Raw genomic sequence first — 19,775 nt, 5'->3', positions numbered from 1 at the left:
CCCGGGGCACCCAAAACCCGCGAAATACCGGGGGTTTCCGGCGCGCACACCGAGCGTACGGTATGCGCGCCGGGTGTGTCACTCGGCGTGTCCGGGGCTCGTTTCCGTGCCCGCCAACGGCTCGGCCAGCGGTACGGCCTGCGGCTCAACCCGGGAGGAACCCGGCCCGGCAGCAAGCGGTGCCGCAAAGAACGCCACCTCGTGCGCGGCCGCACGCTCGAAGGCGTCGAACATGCGTGCCCGCGTCTGCGGGGTCGCCCGGCGCACGGCCTCCCCCACGTACTCGATCGCCCGCTCGGTGGAGCGAGCGAACGTCTCATCTGCATAGGTGTCGAGCCAGCCCGCATACGGGTGATCCGGATGCGAGTGCGCGTGCAGGCGGGTGCCGATGTCCTGGTATAGCCAGTAGCAGGGCAGCACCGCGGCGATGATGATCTCGTACTCCCCGCGGGCCGCGGCGGCAAGCAGGTGATCGACATACGCGGTGGTGGCCGGGGCGGGTGCCGTCTGAAAGACCTCGTCCTCGGGCAGCCAGCCCTGGTGCAGCTGCAGTTCGGCCGCGATCGACCCGTAGGCACCCTGGGCCCAGAATGCCTGTTCCTCGGGGGTCGGCGCGAGCTGGGCGGCGGCTGCGAGCACGCGCGCGTAGTCACGCAGGTAGAGCGCGTCCTGTGCGAGGTACCAGCTGAAGGCATCACGATCGAGGCTGCCGTCGCCGAGCTGACGCACAAACGCGAGATCGTCCGCCGCGTGACGGATCGGCGCGATCCGCCGCCACCAGTCGTCGAGGTGTTCGGCCGCGGTGCGATCGGTATCGATACCGCCGCGCTGCCAGAGGCCCGCAAAGTGCGAGATCGGGCCGTGCCCCTCCCCCACCGCGAGGGTGTCGGCGTGGCGGATCGACTCGGTCAGCCAGCGCTTCACCTCGGTGACCGCGGCGATCCAGTCGCCATCGGCGGCGATACGGGTGGCCAGCGCCGCCGAGAGCGAGCAGCCGGTGCCGTGGGTGTGCGGGGTGTTGATCCGCTCGCCCGGGAACTCCACCCAGCTGCGCCCGCCGGGCAGGGTGGCCGCCGCATCGACCAGGGCATCGGGAGCGGCCGACCCGACGAGGTGCCCGCCCTTGGCCAACACGCGGACGCCATAGCGTCCCGAGACCCGTCGGGCCTGCTCCAGCACGGTGTCCCAGGAGCGAGCCTCGGGTTCCTCGGCGAGAATCGCGAGCTCGGGAATGTTCGGGGTGATCAGGTCGGCGCGGGCGAGAAGCCCGCGCAGTGCGGCCTCCGCCTCGGGGGCTAGCAGGCGGTCGCCGCTGGTGGCGATCATCACCGGGTCGAGTACGACCAGTGGCGGGGCCACCCGTTCGAGCCAGGCGGTGACGGTCTCGATGACCGCCGCGTCGCCCAGCATGCCGATCTTGACGGCGTCGATCGCGACGTCATCGGATACCGCGTCCAGCTGTGCCGCCAGGAAGGCCACCGGTGGCACGTGAACCTCGCGCACGCCGCGGGTGTTCTGCGCGACCAGGGCGGTCACGACGGCCATGCCGTAGCCCCCCTGCGCGGCGATTGATTTGAGGTCGGCCTGGATGCCCGCTCCCCCGGTGGGATCGGTGCCGGCGATGGAGAGCACACGAACTGGTCGCAGCGCATCGCGGCTCATGCGGACACCCCCTGGCCCCAGGCAGCGCGCAACTCGCGGGCCGCCCCCTCGGGATCCGGCACGGCACAGATCGCGGATACCGCGGCGGCACCCACAAGGCCCGCCGCGCGAAGTCCGGGCAGATCGGCGGCGGTGATCCCGCCGATTGCGACCGCGGGCAGCGCGGTGCCCGCAACCAGCCGGGCGGTTTCGGCCAGGCCGATGCCGGCCGGAGCGTCGGTCTTGGTGGTGGTTGAGTGCAGCGGGCCGATCCCGACGTGGTCAACGACCCCGGTGGCCTCGGCGGCCGCGAGCTCTTCGGGGGTACTCGCCGAAAGGCCCAGGATCGCCTCGGTGCCGATGAGGGCACGAATCGCGGTCACGGGCAGATCGCTCTGCCCCACGTGCACGCCGCTGACGCGGGCCGCGCGCACCCGGGCGGCCAAGAAGACGTCCACCCGGTCGTTGACGATGAGCGGAATGTGCGCGGGCAGACGCTCGGCCAAGGCCTCGACATAGGCGAGGAAGTCACGGGTTGCGGCATCCTTCTCGCGCACCTGGACGGCGCTCACACCGCCCGCGACGGCGGCGAGGACGGCCCCCACCGGATCGTGTCCGGCACCGCGCAGCTGGCCGGTATCGGTCACGAGGTAGACCGAGAGATCTGGGGCCGCGAGGAGCCCCGATGCGGGGGCGCTCATGCGAACACCGCCCGCGCGAGGATGTGCTCCGGGGTGATTTCATCGAGGGCATCGAGGAACGCGACCTGGAAGCTTCCCGGGCGAGAGGCCCGCTCGGCGGCGAGCTCGGCCGCGATCGTGTAGGTCGACACCGCGGCAACGGTGCTCACCAGGTAGTCCTCGGCGCCCGCGGCAAACGCCGCCATGACGGCACCGAGGGCGCAGCCGCCACCGGTGATGCGGGTGAGCAGGGCGTCGCCGTTGCTCAGCAGCACGGTGCGCTCCCCATCGGTGATGAGGTCGGTCGGCCCGGACACCGCGATCACGGCACCGGTGCGGCGTGCCAGCGCGATCGCGGCCTCCCGTGCGCTCTCCACGCCGTCGGTCGCATCGACCCCGCGGCCACCGGCCCCGGCCTCGGCGAGGGCCAGGATCTCGGAGGCATTGCCCCGCACGATGGTCGGGCGAAGCTCCCGCAGCCGCAGCGCGAGGGCCGTGCGTACCGGCAGGGCACCAATCGCGACCGGATCGAGGACCCACGGGGTCCCAGCCTCGTTCGCGGCCGTCACGGCCTCCAGGGCCGCCGCACGCTGCTCGGGCACCGGGGTGCCGAGGTTGATCAGCAGGCCCTGCGCGATGCGCGCAAACGGGCCGGCCTCGCCCACGATGTCACACATCGCGGGGGCCGCCCCGAGGGCGAGCAGCGCGTTGGCGGTGAAGTTTGTCACCACCGCGTTGGTGATGCTCTGAACGAGCGGTGCGCCCGCGCGCACCCGCTCCAGCGCGGTCTGGGTTTCGGAAATAAGGTTTTCTGGCGTGCGCGACATGCGCGACATCCCTTCGCTAGTACGAGCTAGATCAGGTTCGACGGGTGTACTCTCAGCCCAAAATCGGGCACCCCGTGTCACGTGGTTTTCGGGTGTGAGACTATCACACCCCGCGCGGGCTATTCGGCCGCGGACAGTACCGGACGCGGCATGGATCCGCCCGATTCGGTGAGGTAGCAGTTGCCGCAGAGCGACTCGTATCCGGCCTCGGTGCCGTCGATCACGACCTGCTCACCCGAGAACACAAACCGGCCGTTTTCGATGCGCGCGTTGAAGAGCGCCTTGCGTCCACACCGGCAGATGGTCTTGAGCTCCTCGATGCTGTGGGAGATCTCCAGCAGGCGACGCGAACCGGGGAACGCGACCGTGCGGAAGTCGGTGCGAATACCGTAGGCGAGCACCGGAACGTCCTCGAGCAGGGCGATCTCCAGGAGGGCATCAACCTGGGCGGAATCGAGGAACTGCGCCTCATCCACGAGCAGGGCGTGCACGGGGGCGGTGCCACGGCAGGCGGCAAACAGCTCGCGCACGCTCGTGCCGGCACCGATCAGGAAGTCGGCCTCGCGGCTCACACCCAGCCGGCTACTGATGGCCCCATCGGCCTTGGTATCGATGCCGGGCTTAGCCAGCAGCACACGATGCCCGCGCTCCTCGTAGTTGAACGCGGCCTGCAACAGCGCGGTGCTCTTACCCGAGTTCATCGCGCCGTAGCGGAAATACAGTTTCGCCATTGCGCCAGTCTAGCGAGCCCCTCCCGCGGTGCACATTTCGCGCGCCGCGGGAGGGAACTCCTCGCGTTAGAGCTGGATCTGGAGGACCTCGGCGGTCTCGGCCAGCACCGCGCGGGCACGATCGGGATCGTCGTTGAGGTTCGTGCCGAGCGTCGGAATCATCCGGGTGAGCTCGCGCTCCCAGCCCGAATACTCGTTCGGGAAGCAGCGCTTGAGCAGATCCACCATGATCGGTACCGCGGTGGAGGCACCCGGGGAGGCACCCAGCAGGCCCGCGATCGATCCGTCGCCCGCGGCGATCAGCTCGGTTCCGAACTGCAGCACGCCGCCCTTCTTGGGGTCTTTCTTGATGACCTGGGCGCGCTGACCGGCGACGATGAGACGCCAGTCCTCGGCCTTCGCGGTGGGCATAAACTCGCGCAGGGCGGCGAGCTTCTTAGCCCGTGAGGCGGTCAGTTCCTTGAGCAGATACGAGATCAGCGACGGGTTATCCTTCGCCACCGCGAGCATCGGGATGATGTTGCCCGGACGCAGCTGGGTGACCAGGTCAAGCAGGTTTCCGTTTTTCAGGAACTTCGGGCTGAAACCCGCATACGGGCCAAACAGCAGGCTCGACTGGCCGTCAACCACGCGAGCATCCAGGTGCGGAACCGACATCGGCGGGGCACCGACCGCGGCCTGGCTGTATACCTTGGCGGAGTGCTGGGCGACGATCTCGGGGTTGTCCGTGCGCAGGAAGGCACCGGAAATGGGGAAGACGCCGTAGCCCTTGATCTCGGGGATCCGGGACTTCTGCAGGAGCTTGAGCGCCCAGCCTCCGGCACCCACAAAGACAAACTTTGCGTTGATCTCGCGCGGGGTGCGCCCCACCAGATCACGCGAACGGATGCGCCAGGTGCCATCGGCGAGCTTCTTCAGCCCGCGCACCTCGTGGTTCAGACGCAGCTTCGCACCCGAGGCCACGGCCGCGTCCATCAGCTCGTGGGTCAGGGCACCGAAGTCGACGTCGGTGCCGGCGCTCATCCGGGTGGCCGCGTAGCTGTCTCCCGCCACACGCTTGGTCATCAGCAGCGGCGCCCACTGGTTGATCACGCGGGTGTCGGTGGAGTACTCCATGGTGTCGAACAGCGGTTCGTTCCGCAGCGCCTCAAAGCGCTTACGCAGGTACTCAACGTTCTTGTCACCGTTTACAAACGTCATGTGCGGTGCGGAGTTGATGAACGTGTTGGGGTCGTGCAGCACGCCCTCGCGCACGAGGTGCGCCCAGAACTGCCGCGAAACCTGGAACTGCTCGTTGATCTGCAGCGCCTTGGCCGGGTTGACGGTACCATCGGGCGCCTCGGGCATGTAGTTCAGCTCACACATTGCCGCGTGACCCGTACCCGCGTTGTTCCAGGGGTTGGAACTCTCCTGGGCAACATCGCCCAAACGCTCGTAAATTTCGATTGACCAATCCGGCTGTAACCGGGAGATGAGGGTGGCCAACGTTGCGCTCATGATACCGCCGCCGATAAGGGCTACGTCGACCGGCTGTGAAGTCGTCATGAGGCTAGCTTATGCCCCAATGCATCGACCCGCGAACCGTCCCGAGACACCCGCACCTCGGCGATCACGTTTCCCGCGTCCGCGCGTGCGGCAGCGAGCCGCTCGCTCGCCGCGGCCCACAGGGTGTCCCAGTCCACGTCGATGTCGGCCTGTTCCGCCACACCCACACTCGCGCTCATCCGCAGCCCGCGCTCGGGCGCCAGTGGGGTTTCGGCAAGGGTGGTGAGGATTCCGCGGGCGACATCGCGTCCCGAGGTCACCTCGTCCATCATGGCGAGCACCGCGAAGTGGCCATCGCCCAGGTGACCGATGATCGCGGTGGGCGGCACACTCGCGCGCAGAACCGTCACAAACCTCACGATCGCCGACTGCCCGGCACTCGAGCCATAGGCCACCTTGAAGTCCGAGAGGCCATCGATGCGCGGCTGCAGCAGGGCGATCCGGACCCCGTGCTGCTGGGCGCGCGCCAGGCGATCCTTCGCCCCGACGATAAACGCGGCCTTCGAGAGCACATCGAGCGAGAAGTTGACCGCGCCGCCACCCGGGGTGGGGGCGAGCTGGTGCCGGGTATCGCGTTCGGCCCGGACGGCGGTCAGGCAGATCGAGCTGACCACGAGCAGCACCATCACCACTGTGGTGGCGCTCGCGCTGCCCCACACCGGGTGCTGGGCGATCCCCTCGGCACCGAGCGTCACCAGGGCCACCGTGCGCAGCACGTGGTAGGCGGCACCGAGGATCATGGCCGCACCGAACACCCGGCCATAGATGTTCTGCCGCATCGGCATCCGAAGCGCCTCCCACCCGATCAGCGAGGCAAACAGAGCCACCGCGAGCAGGTAGGCCGCGGCCCCGGCCCAGGTGTGGTCTACGCTCCAGCGCAGCGGCACGATGGCCGCGCAGATGAGCGCGACCGCGAGGGGCACCTGGATCAGCGATTTACGGCCATTGAACAGGCGCGTGCCGCTCCACACCGCCCCGATCGTGAACGCGTAGGCACCGTTTGCGGCGGACAGGATCACCCAGCCGTCATTCAGCATCGCCGAGAGCGCGTAGCAGCCGGCGCTGACGAGGCCCGCCATGAATCCCAGGGACCAGTAGAGGCCCGCACGGTCGTGCCCGCGGAACACGGTGTGCAGCACGAAGGGCACCGCACACACGATGGAAACCAGCCCGTTCACGAGTTGCAGGGTGTTCGGGTCAAAGGTCATTCGAAATCCGTTCATCGGAGTGGGGAAGGGTGACGGTGACGATGGTGCCGACGCCGAGCTCGCTCGCGACCTCGATCGAGCCGCCGTGCTGATCGATGATGTCGCGGCAGATCGGGAGGCCGAGTCCCGTGCCGTGAATCGTCGAGCGGCGCATGTCATCGGAGCGATAGAAGCGCTGGAACGCGCGGGCCCGATCCTGATCGGACATTCCGAGGCCGGTGTCGGCAATGCTCAGCCGTACCCCCGCCTCATCGCTGTCGATGCGGGCGGTCAGGGTGCCACCATCGCGGTTGTACTTGACCGCGTTACTCACGAGGTTGTCCACCACCTGGCGCAGTCGGAAGCCATCGGCCACGAGCGGCACGGTATCGGGGGCGCTGATGCTCAGGCTCACGTGGCGGTCGGCCGCGGCCGGCTCCGCGGCGGCCAGGGCATCGGCCACGATCTGGCGCAGATCGCAGTCGTTGCGGGTCAGCACAAACGCCTGATCCGAGTCACGAGCCGCCTGCAGCAGGTCGGAAACGATCGCGAGCATGCGCTCGGAGTTCCCCAGCACGATCTCAATCTGGCGGCGCACGGCCGGCTCAAGCTCGGGGCCATCCAGCACCAGATCGAGGTAGCCGATCACCGAGGTGAGCGGGGTGCGCAGCTCATGGGAAACCGAGGCGATCAGGTCGTCGCGGGAGCGCAAGGCCTGCATCTCGGAGGTAATGTCGCGCTGCACGAGTACTGATCCGCCGCCCGGCAGCTGTCGGCCGGTCACCGCGAGCCCGATGCTCGGGGCGAGCGGCGAGGTCAGCCAGAACACCTCGTTTTCAAACTCCTCGCCACGCGTGAGCCGGTGGAGGGGCAGCTGATCCGCACGCAGCTCGGTCCGCCGATCGGCCCCGAAGAGCCGGCCCTCGGCATGGGCGGTGATGTACGATCCATACCGGAGTTTGAGCACCCGGAAGGCCTCGTTGCGGTGCGTACGAGCACCCGTGGCGTCATAGGCCACCACCGCGAAGGGCACCGCGTTCAGCACGGTATCCAGCACGCCCTCCTGCTCGCGCGACTCGTCATAGGAGCGGGTCATCAGTGCCGACTGCCGGGTCAGCAGCGCGCGCTGAGCGGCACCGCGCCGGGCGGTCTGATAGGTCGCGGTCGAGATGAAGACCAGGGTGATCGGCAGCAGCAGGAGCCGCGGCAGATCGTGCAGCCCGATGGGGCCGCTGTCCCCCGGGGAAAAAATCCAGAGCAGCGCCGAGGCAAAAGCCGGGCCAATAATCGCGCCGGTGCGACCGAAGAACCCCGCGAGCCAGGTGACCGGGAAAACCAGGAGCAGCCCCGCACCCAGCGCCGCATCCCCGTTGCGAATCATCACGATGGCCGCGATATCCACGATGGGAAGCACCATGATCACCCAGCGCGGCCAGTTTGACCAGCGGCCGATCGCGGCGACCATGGTCGCGAGGAAGACCAGGCCAACCCCGGCGAGAATCAGGGGCGAGCGCAGCACGGCCGGGTCGAGCAGCAGCGTGCTGGTCACGATGATCAGCACCACCGCCGCCAGCAGGAGCTGACTGAGGAACACCTCGCGTTCGCGGCTACTGGCCGTCAGCGGGCCCGTACGTTCGGGCTCCCCGAACGAGGCAACACCGGCCGTCGGCAGCGTGATCGCCTCGGTCGGGGTGGTGCGCGGTATGCGTCGACCGGGGTGCGCGTCCGCGGTTGAGGCGCGGTCCGCAGGGTCGGGGGAAGTCGCTGAGGGCATCCTCCGAGAATACAACGGCCGGCGGCGGGATTCACCCGCCGCCGGCCGCAAAAACTCAGGGCTAGGCCGAGAGCAGCTTCTCCGCCAGGATCTCGGCGATCTGAACGGTGTTCAGTGCCGCGCCCTTGCGCAGGTTGTCGTTCGAGATGAACAGGATCAGGCCGTGGCCGGCGGGTGCCGACTGGTCGGCACGGATACGGCCCACGTACGAGGGATCCTGACCGGCCGCCTGCAGCGGGGTCGGGATGTCGCTGAGCTCAACACCGGGTGCGGCGGCGAGGATCTCGGTGGCGCGCTCCGGGGTGATCTCGCCCGAGAACTCGGCGTGTACCGACAGCGAGTGACCGCTGAACACGGGCACGCGCACGCAGGTACCGGCCACCAGCAGCTCCGGCAGCTCGAGGATCTTTCGGCTCTCGTTGCGCAGCTTCTTCTCTTCGTCGGTCTCGCCCTCGCCGTCTTCGACGATGGCGCCGGCCAGCGGCACCACGTTGAAGGCGATCGGACGCTTGTAGACGGCCGGCTCGGGCAGGGTCACGGCGGAACCGTCGTGCACCAGACGCTCGAAGTTCTCATCGGCCACGGCCGCGCGGGCCTGGCCGGCGAGCTCGGCCACACCGGCAAGCCCGGAACCGGATACCGCCTGGAAGGTGGTGATCGCGAGGCGGGTCAGGCCGGCCTCGGCGTCCAGCGCCTTCAGCACCGGCATTGCGGCCATGGTGGTGCAGTTCGGGTTCGCGATGATGCCCTTGGGCAGGTTCTCCAGCGCGTGCGGGTTGACCTCACTGACCACCAGCGGGATCTCCGGGTCGCCGCGGAACGCGGAGGAGTTGTCGATCACGGTCACGCCGGCCTCGGCGAAGCGCGGGGCGTGGGCGCGCGAACCGGTGGCACCGGCCGAGAACAGGGCGATCTGCAGGCCGGTGGGGTCTGCGGTCGCGATGTCTTCGATCACGATGTCGGTATCGCCGAAGCGTACGGTGTTACCGGCGGAACGCGCGGTGGCAAACAGGCGCAGTTCGGCGATGGGGAAGTTGCGGTCCTGCAGCAGCTGGCGCATTACGGTGCCAACCTGGCCGGTGGCGCCCACGATTCCGAGGCGTACTCCAGTGGTCATTGCGGTGTCTCCTTTGGCTTTCGGTCAGTCTAGCGGCCGGTACCGGCGTACACGGTGGCCTCAATGTCGTTGTCCAGGCCAAAGACCGAGTGGACAACGCGGGCGGCCTCATTGACCGAGTCGGCGCGGGTCACAACCGAGATGCGGATCTCGCTGGTGGAGATCATCTCGATGTTGATGCCGGCATCCGACAGCGACTGGAAGAGCTTCGCCGAAACACCGGTGTTTGCCTTCATTCCGGCACCCACCAGGGCGAGCTTGCCGATCTGGTCGTCGTGCTGAACCGAGACGAAGCCGATGGCCTCCTGGTCGGCGCGCAGCGCGGTCAGGACCAGCTGAGCCTCGGACTTCGGCAGGGTGAACGAGATGTCGGTCAGGCCGGTGGATGCGGCGGAGACGTTCTGGACGATCATGTCCACATTGGCCTCGGTCTTGGCGATCAGGCTGAAGATCTGAGCGGCCTTGCCGGGAACGTCGGGGACGCCGACAACGGTGATCTTGGCCTCGCTCAGGTCGGTGGCGACACCGGTGACGATGGGCTGTTCCATCTCGTCACCCTCCTTCGGGTTATAAACGAGGGTTCCCTCGTTGTTGCTGAATGATGAACGAACATGCAGGGTGACGCCGTGGCGACGGGCGAACTCAACGGCGCGAATGTAGAGCACCTTTGCGCCGTTGGCGGCAAGCTCCAGCATCTCCTCGGCGGTGATCCTGTCGATTTTACGCGCCAGCGGAACCACGCGGGGGTCCGAGGTGAAGACGCCGTCGACGTCGGTGTAGATCTCGCACACATCGGCCTTGAGGGCGGCGGCGAGGGCCACCGCGGTGGTGTCCGATCCGCCACGACCCAGGGTCGTGATGTCGGCGGTGTCGAGCGAGAGGCCCTGGAAACCGGCGACGATGACGATCGCGCCCTCATCCAGTGCGGAGCGCAGACGAACCGGGTCTACCTCGACGATGCGGGCGGAACCGTGGTGGGTGTCGGTGCGCATTCCGGCCTGCGGGCCGGAGAACGAGCGGGCGTCATAGCCCATCGACTTGATCGCCATGGCGAGCAGTGCCACGGAGATACGCTCGCCGCTCGAGAGCAGCATGTCGAGCTCGCGCTGATCGGGGATGGGCGATACCTCGTGGGCGAGGTCCATCAGCTCATCGGTCGAGTCCCCCATGGCCGAAACGGCCACAACCACGTCGTTCCCGGCCTTGCGGGTGGCGATAATTCGCTTGGCAACGCGCTTAATGCTCTCGGCGTCGGCAACCGACGATCCACCGTATTTCTGAACGATTAGGCTCACGTGATACTCCTGGGGAAGGGTGCGGGCGTACGGCCCGCCGGATGTTTAGTCTAAATCGTCTTGAATAACGGTCCCGGCATGTTACGTCTTCCCCGCACGGTGGCGGGGAACGTAACCAGGCGGAACCTAGCCAATGACGGTGCGACCCTCGAAGGCGCGACCGAGGGTTATCTCGTCGGCGTATTCGAGGTCGCCGCCCACGGGGAGCCCGGACGCAAGGCGGGTGACCTTGATCTCCAGGGTGGTGAGCAAACGGCTGAGGTAGGTGGCGGTGGCCTCCCCCTCAAGGTTGGGGTCGGTGGCGAGGATGATCTCCTCCACGGTGCCATCGGCGAGGCGCTGCATGAGCTGCCGGATCCGGAGGTCGTCCGGGCCGATACCGTCGATCGGGCTGATCGCCCCACCGAGCACGTGGTAGAGGCCACGGAACTCGCGGGTGCGCTCGATGGCGACCACGTCCTTGGCTTCCTCAACCACGCAAATCAGGGTCTGGTTGCGACGCGGGTCGCGGCAGATGGAGCAGCGCTCCTGCTCGGCGACGTTGCCGCAGATCTCGCAGAAGTGCACGCGGGTGCGGATCTGGCCGAGGATTTCGGACAGCCGGGTGACGTCAACACTCTCGGTCTGCAGGATATGGAACGCAATGCGCTGGGCAGACTTGGGACCGATTCCAGGCAGGCGACCGAACTCGTCGATCAGTTCCTGAACAATTCCCTCGTACATGTGGTTCCTTTATCTCCGCACGGGTGAACCGTGCCGTTTCCCGGTGGTGAGCCGGAGTGTTATCCGCGGTCGAAGCGGGTGGCCGGAATGTAGGCCTGCTCCTCGAGAAACACCGCGCCGAGCATTTCGCGGACGACCGCCTCACCGTACCTGTTTCCCGATGCCGGAGCAAACCGCGTGGTTGCGGTGGGTGCCGAGCGCGTCGGTGCCGCGGGTTCGACGGGAGCTGAGGCCGGGGCAGCGGCGGGCTGTGCGGCCGGTGCCGGGGCCGCGGGTTCCATCACCGCGGCGGGTGCCGGGGGTGCGGCAACGGATGCGCGGGCGGTTGCCGGAGCCGCGGGGGTGCTCGCCGCGGGTTCGGGCGCACCATCGCTGTAGAGCGCGGCGAATCGGCCCGGTGCGGCGGCACTCGCGGCGCCGGGCGGGATGGCGGCACCCGGAGGAATCGCTGCACCCGGGGCAATCGCGGCACCGGAGCCGCCGCGGCCGCCCGGGGTACGCGGCGGACGCGAGCCGCCGCCGCCCATTCCCGGGTCGGGGAACGGGGGCTCATCGTCTGCGGGCGGGGCATCGGCGTCGTCCGGGAACGGGATGTCTTCGTCGGCGGAGGTGGGAGCGGCGGGGGCGGCCGGGGCGGCCGATGCCGGTGCCTGGCTCGCGGCTGCGACGGGTGCCGGGGCCACGGCGGACGATGCCTGCGCGGCGGCTGCCGGGGCGGGCGCGACGGCACCCGGGGCGGACCCCGGAATTGCGGCCACGGCCCAGCCGGTGGCGGCTGGTCCGAGCGTCAGACCATCCGGCAGGATCATCTCGGGTACGGCGGGGGCGGGAGCCGCGGGCGCTGCCGGGATCTCCGCGGCCGGGGCGGGGATCGCCGCTGCCGGGGCTGCGGGCTCGGCCGCGGGTTCCGGCGTCGGTGTCTGTTCCGGCGTCGGTGCGGGTTCGGAAACCGCGGCCGGTACGGCGGGGGTAACGGGCGCGGCGGGAGCGGGTGTTGCGGGGGTGCCGCCGAGTGCCTGCCCCGGAGCGATCGCCGCGGCGGGAGCGTTGGGGTCGGCCTTGGCGGTGAACTTGACCGTCACGCCGAGCACCGCGAGGATCGCGGCGCGCAGGTGCGCGCTCACGCCATCTCCGTTCGGGGAGAGCTGGCGGAAGCCGTCTACGTCGTTCTGGCTCGGGAAGGTCAGGGCGAGAACGTCGTTGCTGTACCCACGAACGGTCGCGCTCGCGGCCACGGCCCAGGAGGATCGCTTTCCGGCGGCCAGGCGTTCGAGGATCTCGGGCCAGGCGTCACGAAGCTGGGCGAAGTCGACGGGGCGTCCGGAGTGCGGGGTTCCGGCGGCGGACGCTGCGGGAGCGTCACTCGCGGCAGCGGGCGCGGGCTCTGCGGGCGAAGCTGCCGCGGGAGTTGCAGCCGCGGGCGAAGCCGCAGCGGCGACGGTTCCATTCGAACCGGGGCCTACGGCCGGGGTTCCCCAGGCAGCGGCGGCGGATGCCGCCACAGATCCGGCCGCGGCGGTCTGCACTGAAGCGGTGGCGGGTACGGGCGTTGCAGCGGGAACCGAAGCAGTAGCCGGCACCGACGCAGTAGCCGGCACCGAACCGGCAGCCGGTACCGAAGCGGCAGCCGGGGCCGCTGCCTGTGCCCGGTTCTCGGCCGGGGCTGCGGCCGCCCGGTTGCCCGCAGCACGCGCGAGGGCGGCACCACTCAGGCCGGACGAGCCGGAGAAGGCTTCGTCGAGGGCCGATCCGGCGGAGGTGAGTCCGCCTCCGATGCCGGAGCCGACCTGGCGTTCGAGGCGTTCGACGCGGGCCAGGGCACCGCGTTCGGAGTCGTCGGCGGCGGGTACCAGTACCCGCGCAACGAGGAGTTCGAGGTGCAGACGCGGGGCGGAGGCACCCACCATTTCGCCGAGAGCCTGGTTGACGATGTCGGCGGTGCGGCTGAGCGCGGCCGGACCAAATGCCGAGGCCTGGGTGGCCATCCGGTCGAGTTCGTCCTGTGGGACGCCGCGGAGCACGGCGGCCGCGGATTCGCCGGTGGCGCCGACCACGATGAGGTCGCGGAGGCGCTCGAGGAGGTCGTCAACGAAGCGGCGGGGGTCCTGGCCGGTTTGGATCACGCGATCCACCGCGGCGAATGCGGCGGCGCTGTCGCGCTGGGCGAGGGCATCCACCGCCTCGTCGAGGAGTGCACCGTGGGTGTAGCCGAGCAGCGCAACCGCCCGCTCATAGGACACCGTGGCATCTTCCGAGCCGGCAATGAGCTGGTCGAGCAGCGAGAGGGTGTCTCGGGCCGAACCGCCGCCCGCGCGCACCACGAGGGAGAGCACGCCGGGTTCGGTGGCGATGTTTTCCGACGCGCACAGGGACTCGACGTACTCGAGCATCTGGGCGGGCGGGATCAGCCGGAAGGGATAGTGGTGGGTGCGGGATCGGATGGTGCCGATCACCTTGTCGGGCTCGGTGGTCGCGAAGATGAACTTCACGTGTGCCGGGGGCTCTTCCACGATCTTGAGCAGCGCGTTGAAGCCGTTCGCCGTGACCATGTGGGCCTCGTCGAGGATGAAGATTTTGAAGCGGTCGCGGGCGGGGGCGAAGACGGCTCGCTCGCGGAGATCACGGGCGTCATCGACACCACCGTGGCTCGCGGCGTCGATCTCGACGACGTCGAGCGATCCGCCGCCGTCACGGCTGAGCTCAACGCAGCTCGGGCAAACGCCACACGGGGTGTCGGTGGGGCCCTCGGCGCAGTTGAGGCAGCGCGCCAGGATGCGCGCGGAGGTGGTCTTTCCACAGCCACGTGGGCCGGAGAAGAGGTACGCGTGGTTCACACGGTTGGTGCGCAGCGCCGTCATGAGCGGAGCGGTCACCTGAGACTGACCGATCAGTTCGGCAAAAGATTCTGGCCGATAACGGCGATAGAGAGCGGTAACCACCTCCCCAGTCTAATCGGCACCCACCGACCGTCCCAGCCCCCGGCTCATATTGGGGGTCGGGATCGTGCTTATGCGCCCGGCCCGAGATCGGGTAGGGCGATTCCGAGGTCGGTGAGGGCCGCGCGCGCGGCGGCGAATCCGCCGCGTCCGTGGACGCCGGGGCCCGGGGGAATCGAGGCGGATCCGAGGTAGAGCCCCGGCACCGGTGTCCGCCAGGGTTCGCGGGCAAATACCGGCCGGGCGAGGAGCTGTCGCAGGTTCGTCGCCCCCGTTCCGATATCACCACCGATCATGCTGGGGTTGCGTTCCTCGATCTGCGCGGCGGTGGTGTGCACGCTCGCCAGGATCGTGTCTCGGAATCCCGGCGCGAGACGCTCGATTCTGGCGGTGATGATCTCGGTGGGGTCGAGGGCACTGCCCGCGGGCACGTGCACGTAGGCCCAGAGGGCTGCCTTGCCCGCGGGGGCGCGGCCGGGATCCAGGATGGACGGCTGGGTAATCAGCACATATGGCTCTTCGGGCATGCGGCCGCGGGATACCTCCCGCTCGGCCCGGGCGATGGCTCGTGCACTCTCTCCGATGTGCACGGTCGGGGCTTCGCGCAGGGCCGGATCCAGCCAGGGCACCGGTTCTGAGAGCGCGAAATCCACCTTCGCTGATCCATTCCCGTAGCGGAATGCACGGAGGCTCCGGCGATACTTTTCGGGCAGTGCATTGCCGGCGATCTGTGCGAGGTCACGGGCCGACGTGTCGAAAATCACCGCGTCGAATCCCGCGATTTCTCGCGCGTGGGTGATTCGAACTCCGGTGAGTACCCGGCCACCGTGAGCCTCCAGATCGGTGAGCAGGGCGGCGGTGACGGCACCCGCGCCCCCGATCGGTACCGGCCATCCCTGCGGGCCATGCCCGTGAGCGGCCAGGATCAGCCCGACTGCGCTGAGCGCGAGGGAGCGAGTGGCACCATTTCCATGCGCGGCCACCCCGGCGAACAGCGCCCGTGCGGGCTCGGTACGTAACCCGAGGGTGGCCTCGCCAATCGGTGAGGCGGCGAGAACCGAGAGGCCCAACCGTGCGGCGAGCACCGGGTGGGCGGGTGCGTTTCCGAGCGGCGCAGAGATCAGGTTGAGGACGGGTTCGAGACGCGAGACCAGCGGCTCAAAGATGCGTCGCCAGCGCACCCCGTCTGCACCGAGCCCCTCGACGGTTCGGTCGAGATCCCGATGGGCAAGAGCCGTAGACCCGGGCGCCAGAGCGTGGGCGTAGGAAAGCTCAGGAACCGCATACGGCACGCGCTTGGTCAGCTCGAATGCATGGAAGAACGGCGAGGTCGCGACCATCGGGTGCACGGCGGAGCCCCAGTCGTGCCAGAACCCGGGGAGGGTGAGCTCCTCGGTGCGGCACCCTCCGCCGGGGGTGTCCGCGGCCTCGAACACGGTCACGTCGAGGCCGGCCCGGGCCAGGGTAACCGCTGCCACGAGGCCGTTTGGGCCACTACCGATAATCGCCGCCGACGTCATGGGGTCAGTCTAGGGCGCGCGTCTGATTTCGGGGGGACAATGACACCCCGCGGGTTCCCCTCGACACTCACGCAGCCGCCCTCATCCCAATCCCCCACAATCACACGGTTTTGGTGAGCTGTCACAGATCGCAACCTGAGCCTCGGACGGGTGACATTTACTCGCGATTCTTCCGAAAATTGTTACCCCACTTCGGTGGGCGGTTCCCAGGATCAATGATGTGATTAACCAGCCGCCGCGCCATAAAGACGCGGTTTTTCACCCTTCGGTTCACCCCGACCACCGTTCGGGGGACCTCTGGACGGCCAAATTACCCGTTGCTAGCCTTTTCGCACGTACGCGGGTATGCGTGCGTCAACGTTCATCCGAATGAGGGGATTCTTCGATGAGAACCAATGCTCCACCGAGTCGAAAGAAGCGCAGAACGCGCGATCGACTCCTGACGGTAACCGCGGGGGTCGCCTTCGGGGCGCTCCTCGCCGTTCCGCTCGGCAACGCCGCGGTTGCGCTTCCGAGCGACGCTTCCGAGGCACAGGGCCAGTTCCTGCGCAGCTCGCTCTTTGGGGCCAACCTCGACCTTGCCGATCTCGCGACCGCGCACTCGGGTAACCCCTCCTCTCCTGGCCCCGCCAGCAACACGCTCAACGTCGCCGCGCTCGGCCTGCTGCAGGTCGGGGTGGGCTCGGTCACCCTTCCGCTCCTCGGCCAGGGCGGCCTGCTCAACCTCGGGGGCCTCGGCACCCTCAAGAGCTACGCGGCATCGCCCACGGCGACCACGTCCGTGGCATCCTCTGGTCTGATCAACGATCAGGGCGCGATCGCCCTGACCCCCGGTCAGAACTCGGGAATCGCGCCCGCATACATTGATCTGGTTCCGTTCTTTGAGCAGGCCGGGATCAAGGCGATCACCGATCCGGTGATCAGTGAGGCGCGCGTCGAGGTGGGTGCCCTGGCATCCCGCATCGAAGCCACGGGTGCTGCGACCACCCCCTCCTCGCAATACGTGCTGTCCGAACTCGGAGTAGCTCTCACGAGCCCCGCGGTGGGCACCCTGGTGACGTCACTGCGAAACGCGGTGCAGACCGCGTTCACCGCGGCCAATGCGCTGGGCGGGACCAACGGCCCCCTCAACAACCTTCTGTTGGCACTCAGGGACGCGATCAACCTCCTGTCGCTGCCGGCTAACCTGGGTGGAGTCACCGTGCTCGGTACGCCACAGATTGCGCTGACCGGAGTCGCCGACGGAGGTCAAGCCCTGATGGATGGGCTCATTGACACGCCGCTCGCAAACCCCAGCGGATCAATCGTGATCAACCTCAAGACGGGCTCAATCAAGCTCGATCTCGCGAAGCTCTTTGTCGAGACAAACCCGACAACGAACATCAATAATCTGCCGCCGAACACGGATGTCATTTCGAAGAGACTCGTCGATGGCATCGTCGCCGGAGTAACCCAGCTGGTTACCACGTTCACCACCAAGGTGACCACCACGGTAACCAACACCATCACGAACCTCGGAGTGGTTGCTACCTTCCAGGTACGAGCGGGGCTCGGCTGTGCCATCACCCCGTTGGCTTGCACAACTATCGGCCTTGAAGTCAGGGGAACCCTGGGTGAGTTCGCCGGTCTCAGCACCACCAAACCTACCGTCCACGTGACCTCCGGAGCCGGCCCCATCGTCGATGCCGTGGTCAACAGCCTTGCTGGCGTCATTCTTGGAGTTGTAAACGGGGTGACCGGTGTCGCGTTGCAAACCGCGGTAAACCTGATCACAAGCACACTATCGACCACCGTGAACACCGCATCGCAGACCCTGACGACCCTGCTGGAACCCGCACTCCGCGGCATTCTCGATCGGGCCGTCGCCATCCGTATTAACGAACAGGTTGGCAGCTGGGCGGCGGGATCCGGCGATCTGGGGGCGAACTCCGCAACCGTTCGTGCGCTCGGAGTTCAGCTTCTTCCGGTGCTCGGGACGGTGGCCTCAATCGGCCTGGCATCCTCGACCATCCGCGTCGCAGCGGATGATCCGGGTGGCGCAGATTCCAGCGCGAATACCAACGCAACGGCAAACGCCACCACCACGGCTGACTCCACCGCCAACACCAACGCGGGTGCGACCACCAACACCGCCGCAAACGCAAACGTGAACGCTAACGCCTCCGCTTCCGCGGCAGCATCAGCGTCCGCAGACGGCAACAACAACACCGGAGCCCAGGCAGCAGCACAAGCAGCAGCCGACGGCAACAGCAACTCCGGAGCCACCGCAGCCGCCACCGCCAACGCCAACGCAGCAGCACAGGCAGCGGCAAACACCGAAGCATCATCCGATGCCTCAACCACCTCCACCGCAACGGCAAACTCCTCGGCAAACGCAGCCGCCCAGGCCGCAGCCGACGGAAACAACAACACCAGCACCAACGCAGCCGCGAACGTGGCCGCACAGGGCAACGCATCGGCAGCAGCCTCGGCCGCCGCCATCGCAAACGCCTCCACGGACGCGTCCGCCACCGCCGCAGCAAACGGATCCACCACGGCAGACCCTAACGCTGGAGCAAACACCAACGCAGGAGCCAACACCACCGCTGACGCGGCGGCCGACCCCGAAGCGGGTGCGACCACCAACACCGCCGCAAACGCAAACGCGAACGCGAACGCCTCCGCTTCCGCGGCAGCATCAGCGTCCGCAGACGGCAACAACAACACCGGAGCCCAGGCCGCAGCACAAGCAGCAGCCGACGGAAACAGCAACTCCGGAGCCACCGCAGCCGCCACCGCCAACGCCAACGCAGCAGCACAGGCAGCGGCAAACACCGAAGCATCATCCGATGCCTCGACCACCTCCACCGCAACGGCAAACTCCTCGGCAAACGCAGCCGCCCAGGCCGCAGCCGACGGAAACAACAACACCAGCACCAACGCCGCCGCGAACGTGGCCGCACAGGGCAACGCATCGGCAGCAGCCTCGGCCGCCGCCATCGCAAACGCCTCCACGGACGCGTCCGCCACCGCCGCAGCAAACGGAACCGCAACAGCCAACCCGGGCGCAAACCCGGCAGCGGACTCGCGCGGAACCGCAGACGCGGCAGCTGATCCCGAAGCGGGAGCAACCACCAACGCAGCGGCGGACCCCAACGCGGGAGCCAACGCCAACGCCACGGCGGACCCCGAAGCGGGCGCAACCACCAACGCAGCAGCCACGACCGCGGCAAACGGCAACTCCGCCGCGGGTACTCCGACTACCGCAACTGCCGCCGCTAACGCGGCAGCTGACCCGCAGGCCGGAGCAACCGCTAACGCGGCAGCTGACCCGCAGGCCGGAGCAACCGCTAACGCGGCGGCAGACCCGCAGGCCGGAGCAACCGCAACCGCAACCGCGGCGGCGAACGGGACCACTGCGGCGAACGCCCCGACGGCAGCAGCCGCTGCCAACGGGACCGCAACCGCGGCATCCGCCACCGCCACCGCATCGGCCACCGCTTCGGCAGAGGCCGCAGCTGCGGCCAACGGTGCCGCGGCCGCCGGTGGTTCCGCTGCTGCCAGCGGTACCACCGCAAGCGCAAGCGCAAGCGCAAACGGTTCTACCGCTAACGGCACCACCACCGCCAACGGAGGCAGCGCCAACGCATCGGGCAAGACGCCCGTAGCCGGTGGCTGGCTCCCGGGCACCGGTAACGACGTACCGTGGTTCCTGATCGGTGGCGCGACCCTCGTGCTGCTACTCGGTGCCGCGCTGCTCACCCGCCAGGTGCGTGCTCGTGACCGTCGGGAACAGGAGGTTTCTGACTAATCTCCCTCG

Annotated in this window: 13 protein-coding genes and 1 riboswitch; of the genes, 1 reads left to right on the top strand and 12 read right to left on the bottom strand. The window is 68.2% G+C overall.

Annotated elements, in window-relative coordinates; translation table 11 throughout:
- Positions 1 to 78: 78 nt before the first annotated feature.
- The 12 genes from D9V32_RS13840 to D9V32_RS13785 all read right to left on the bottom strand — a co-directional run bounded on the left by D9V32_RS13840 (position 79) and on the right by D9V32_RS13785 (position 15,976).
- Positions 79 to 1,662 (bottom strand): bifunctional hydroxymethylpyrimidine kinase/phosphomethylpyrimidine kinase, encoded by a 1,584-nt coding sequence (locus D9V32_RS13840; protein WP_245982338.1) that lies wholly within the window; start codon positions 1,660 to 1,662, stop codon positions 79 to 81.
- A complete protein-coding gene (gene thiE, locus D9V32_RS13835) occupies positions 1,659 to 2,342 on the bottom strand; it encodes a thiamine phosphate synthase (RefSeq protein WP_121649506.1) in 684 nt (227 codons plus the stop codon). The genes D9V32_RS13840 and thiE overlap by 4 nt, the downstream gene beginning before the upstream one ends.
- Positions 2,339 to 3,148 (bottom strand): hydroxyethylthiazole kinase, encoded by an 810-nt coding sequence (thiM, locus tag D9V32_RS13830; RefSeq protein WP_121649505.1) that lies wholly within the window; start codon positions 3,146 to 3,148, stop codon positions 2,339 to 2,341. The genes thiE and thiM overlap by 4 nt, the downstream gene beginning before the upstream one ends.
- A riboswitch (TPP riboswitch) is annotated at positions 3,140 to 3,233 on the bottom strand. It overlaps the preceding gene by 9 nt.
- Positions 3,234 to 3,267: 34 nt before the next feature.
- Positions 3,268 to 3,879, bottom strand: a complete 612-nt coding sequence (locus D9V32_RS13825; protein ID WP_121649504.1) for a thymidine kinase — start codon at positions 3,877 to 3,879, stop codon at positions 3,268 to 3,270.
- Positions 3,880 to 3,945: 66 nt separating this feature from the next.
- Complete coding sequence (locus tag D9V32_RS13820; protein WP_121649503.1) at positions 3,946 to 5,424, bottom strand: malate:quinone oxidoreductase; 1,479 nt, start codon at positions 5,422 to 5,424, stop codon at positions 3,946 to 3,948.
- Complete coding sequence (locus tag D9V32_RS13815) at positions 5,421 to 6,632, bottom strand: diguanylate cyclase domain-containing protein (protein ID WP_183086326.1); 1,212 nt, start codon at positions 6,630 to 6,632, stop codon at positions 5,421 to 5,423. The genes D9V32_RS13820 and D9V32_RS13815 overlap by 4 nt, the downstream gene beginning before the upstream one ends.
- Positions 6,622 to 8,385 carry a sensor histidine kinase gene (locus D9V32_RS13810; RefSeq protein WP_121649501.1) on the bottom strand — a complete coding sequence of 588 codons (1,764 nt, stop codon included), beginning with the start codon at positions 8,383 to 8,385 and terminating at the stop codon, positions 6,622 to 6,624. Before D9V32_RS13810 ends, D9V32_RS13815 begins: the two co-directional genes overlap by 11 nt.
- Positions 8,386 to 8,446: 61 nt before the next feature.
- Positions 8,447 to 9,502 (bottom strand): aspartate-semialdehyde dehydrogenase, encoded by a 1,056-nt coding sequence (locus D9V32_RS13805; protein WP_121649500.1) that lies wholly within the window; start codon positions 9,500 to 9,502, stop codon positions 8,447 to 8,449.
- 29 nt (positions 9,503 to 9,531) lie between these two features.
- Complete coding sequence (locus tag D9V32_RS13800) at positions 9,532 to 10,797, bottom strand: aspartate kinase (protein ID WP_121649499.1); 1,266 nt, start codon at positions 10,795 to 10,797, stop codon at positions 9,532 to 9,534.
- A gap of 126 nt (positions 10,798 to 10,923) precedes the next feature.
- Positions 10,924 to 11,520 (bottom strand): recombination mediator RecR, encoded by a 597-nt coding sequence (gene recR, locus D9V32_RS13795; protein ID WP_121649498.1) that lies wholly within the window; start codon positions 11,518 to 11,520, stop codon positions 10,924 to 10,926.
- Between the two features lie 59 nt (positions 11,521 to 11,579).
- Positions 11,580 to 14,459 (bottom strand): DNA polymerase III subunit gamma and tau, encoded by a 2,880-nt coding sequence (locus D9V32_RS13790; RefSeq protein WP_121649497.1) that lies wholly within the window; start codon positions 14,457 to 14,459, stop codon positions 11,580 to 11,582.
- Positions 14,460 to 14,527: 68 nt separating this feature from the next.
- A complete protein-coding gene (locus D9V32_RS13785) occupies positions 14,528 to 15,976 on the bottom strand; it encodes a phytoene desaturase family protein (RefSeq protein ID WP_121649496.1) in 1,449 nt (482 codons plus the stop codon).
- Positions 15,977 to 16,361: 385 nt separating this feature from the next.
- On the opposite strand from D9V32_RS13785, the gene D9V32_RS13780 reads away from it, so the two are divergent.
- Positions 16,362 to 19,766, top strand: a complete 3,405-nt coding sequence (locus tag D9V32_RS13780) for a choice-of-anchor G family protein (RefSeq protein ID WP_121649495.1) — start codon at positions 16,362 to 16,364, stop codon at positions 19,764 to 19,766.
- Positions 19,767 to 19,775: the final 9 nt, after the last annotated feature.

The sequence above is a fragment of the Mycetocola tolaasinivorans genome (assembly GCF_003667565.1).
GTDB lineage: Bacteria > Actinomycetota > Actinomycetes > Actinomycetales > Microbacteriaceae > Mycetocola > Mycetocola tolaasinivorans.
The sequence above is the reverse complement of the archived record's forward strand: the minus strand, read 5'-3'. Positions and strand labels throughout refer to the sequence as shown.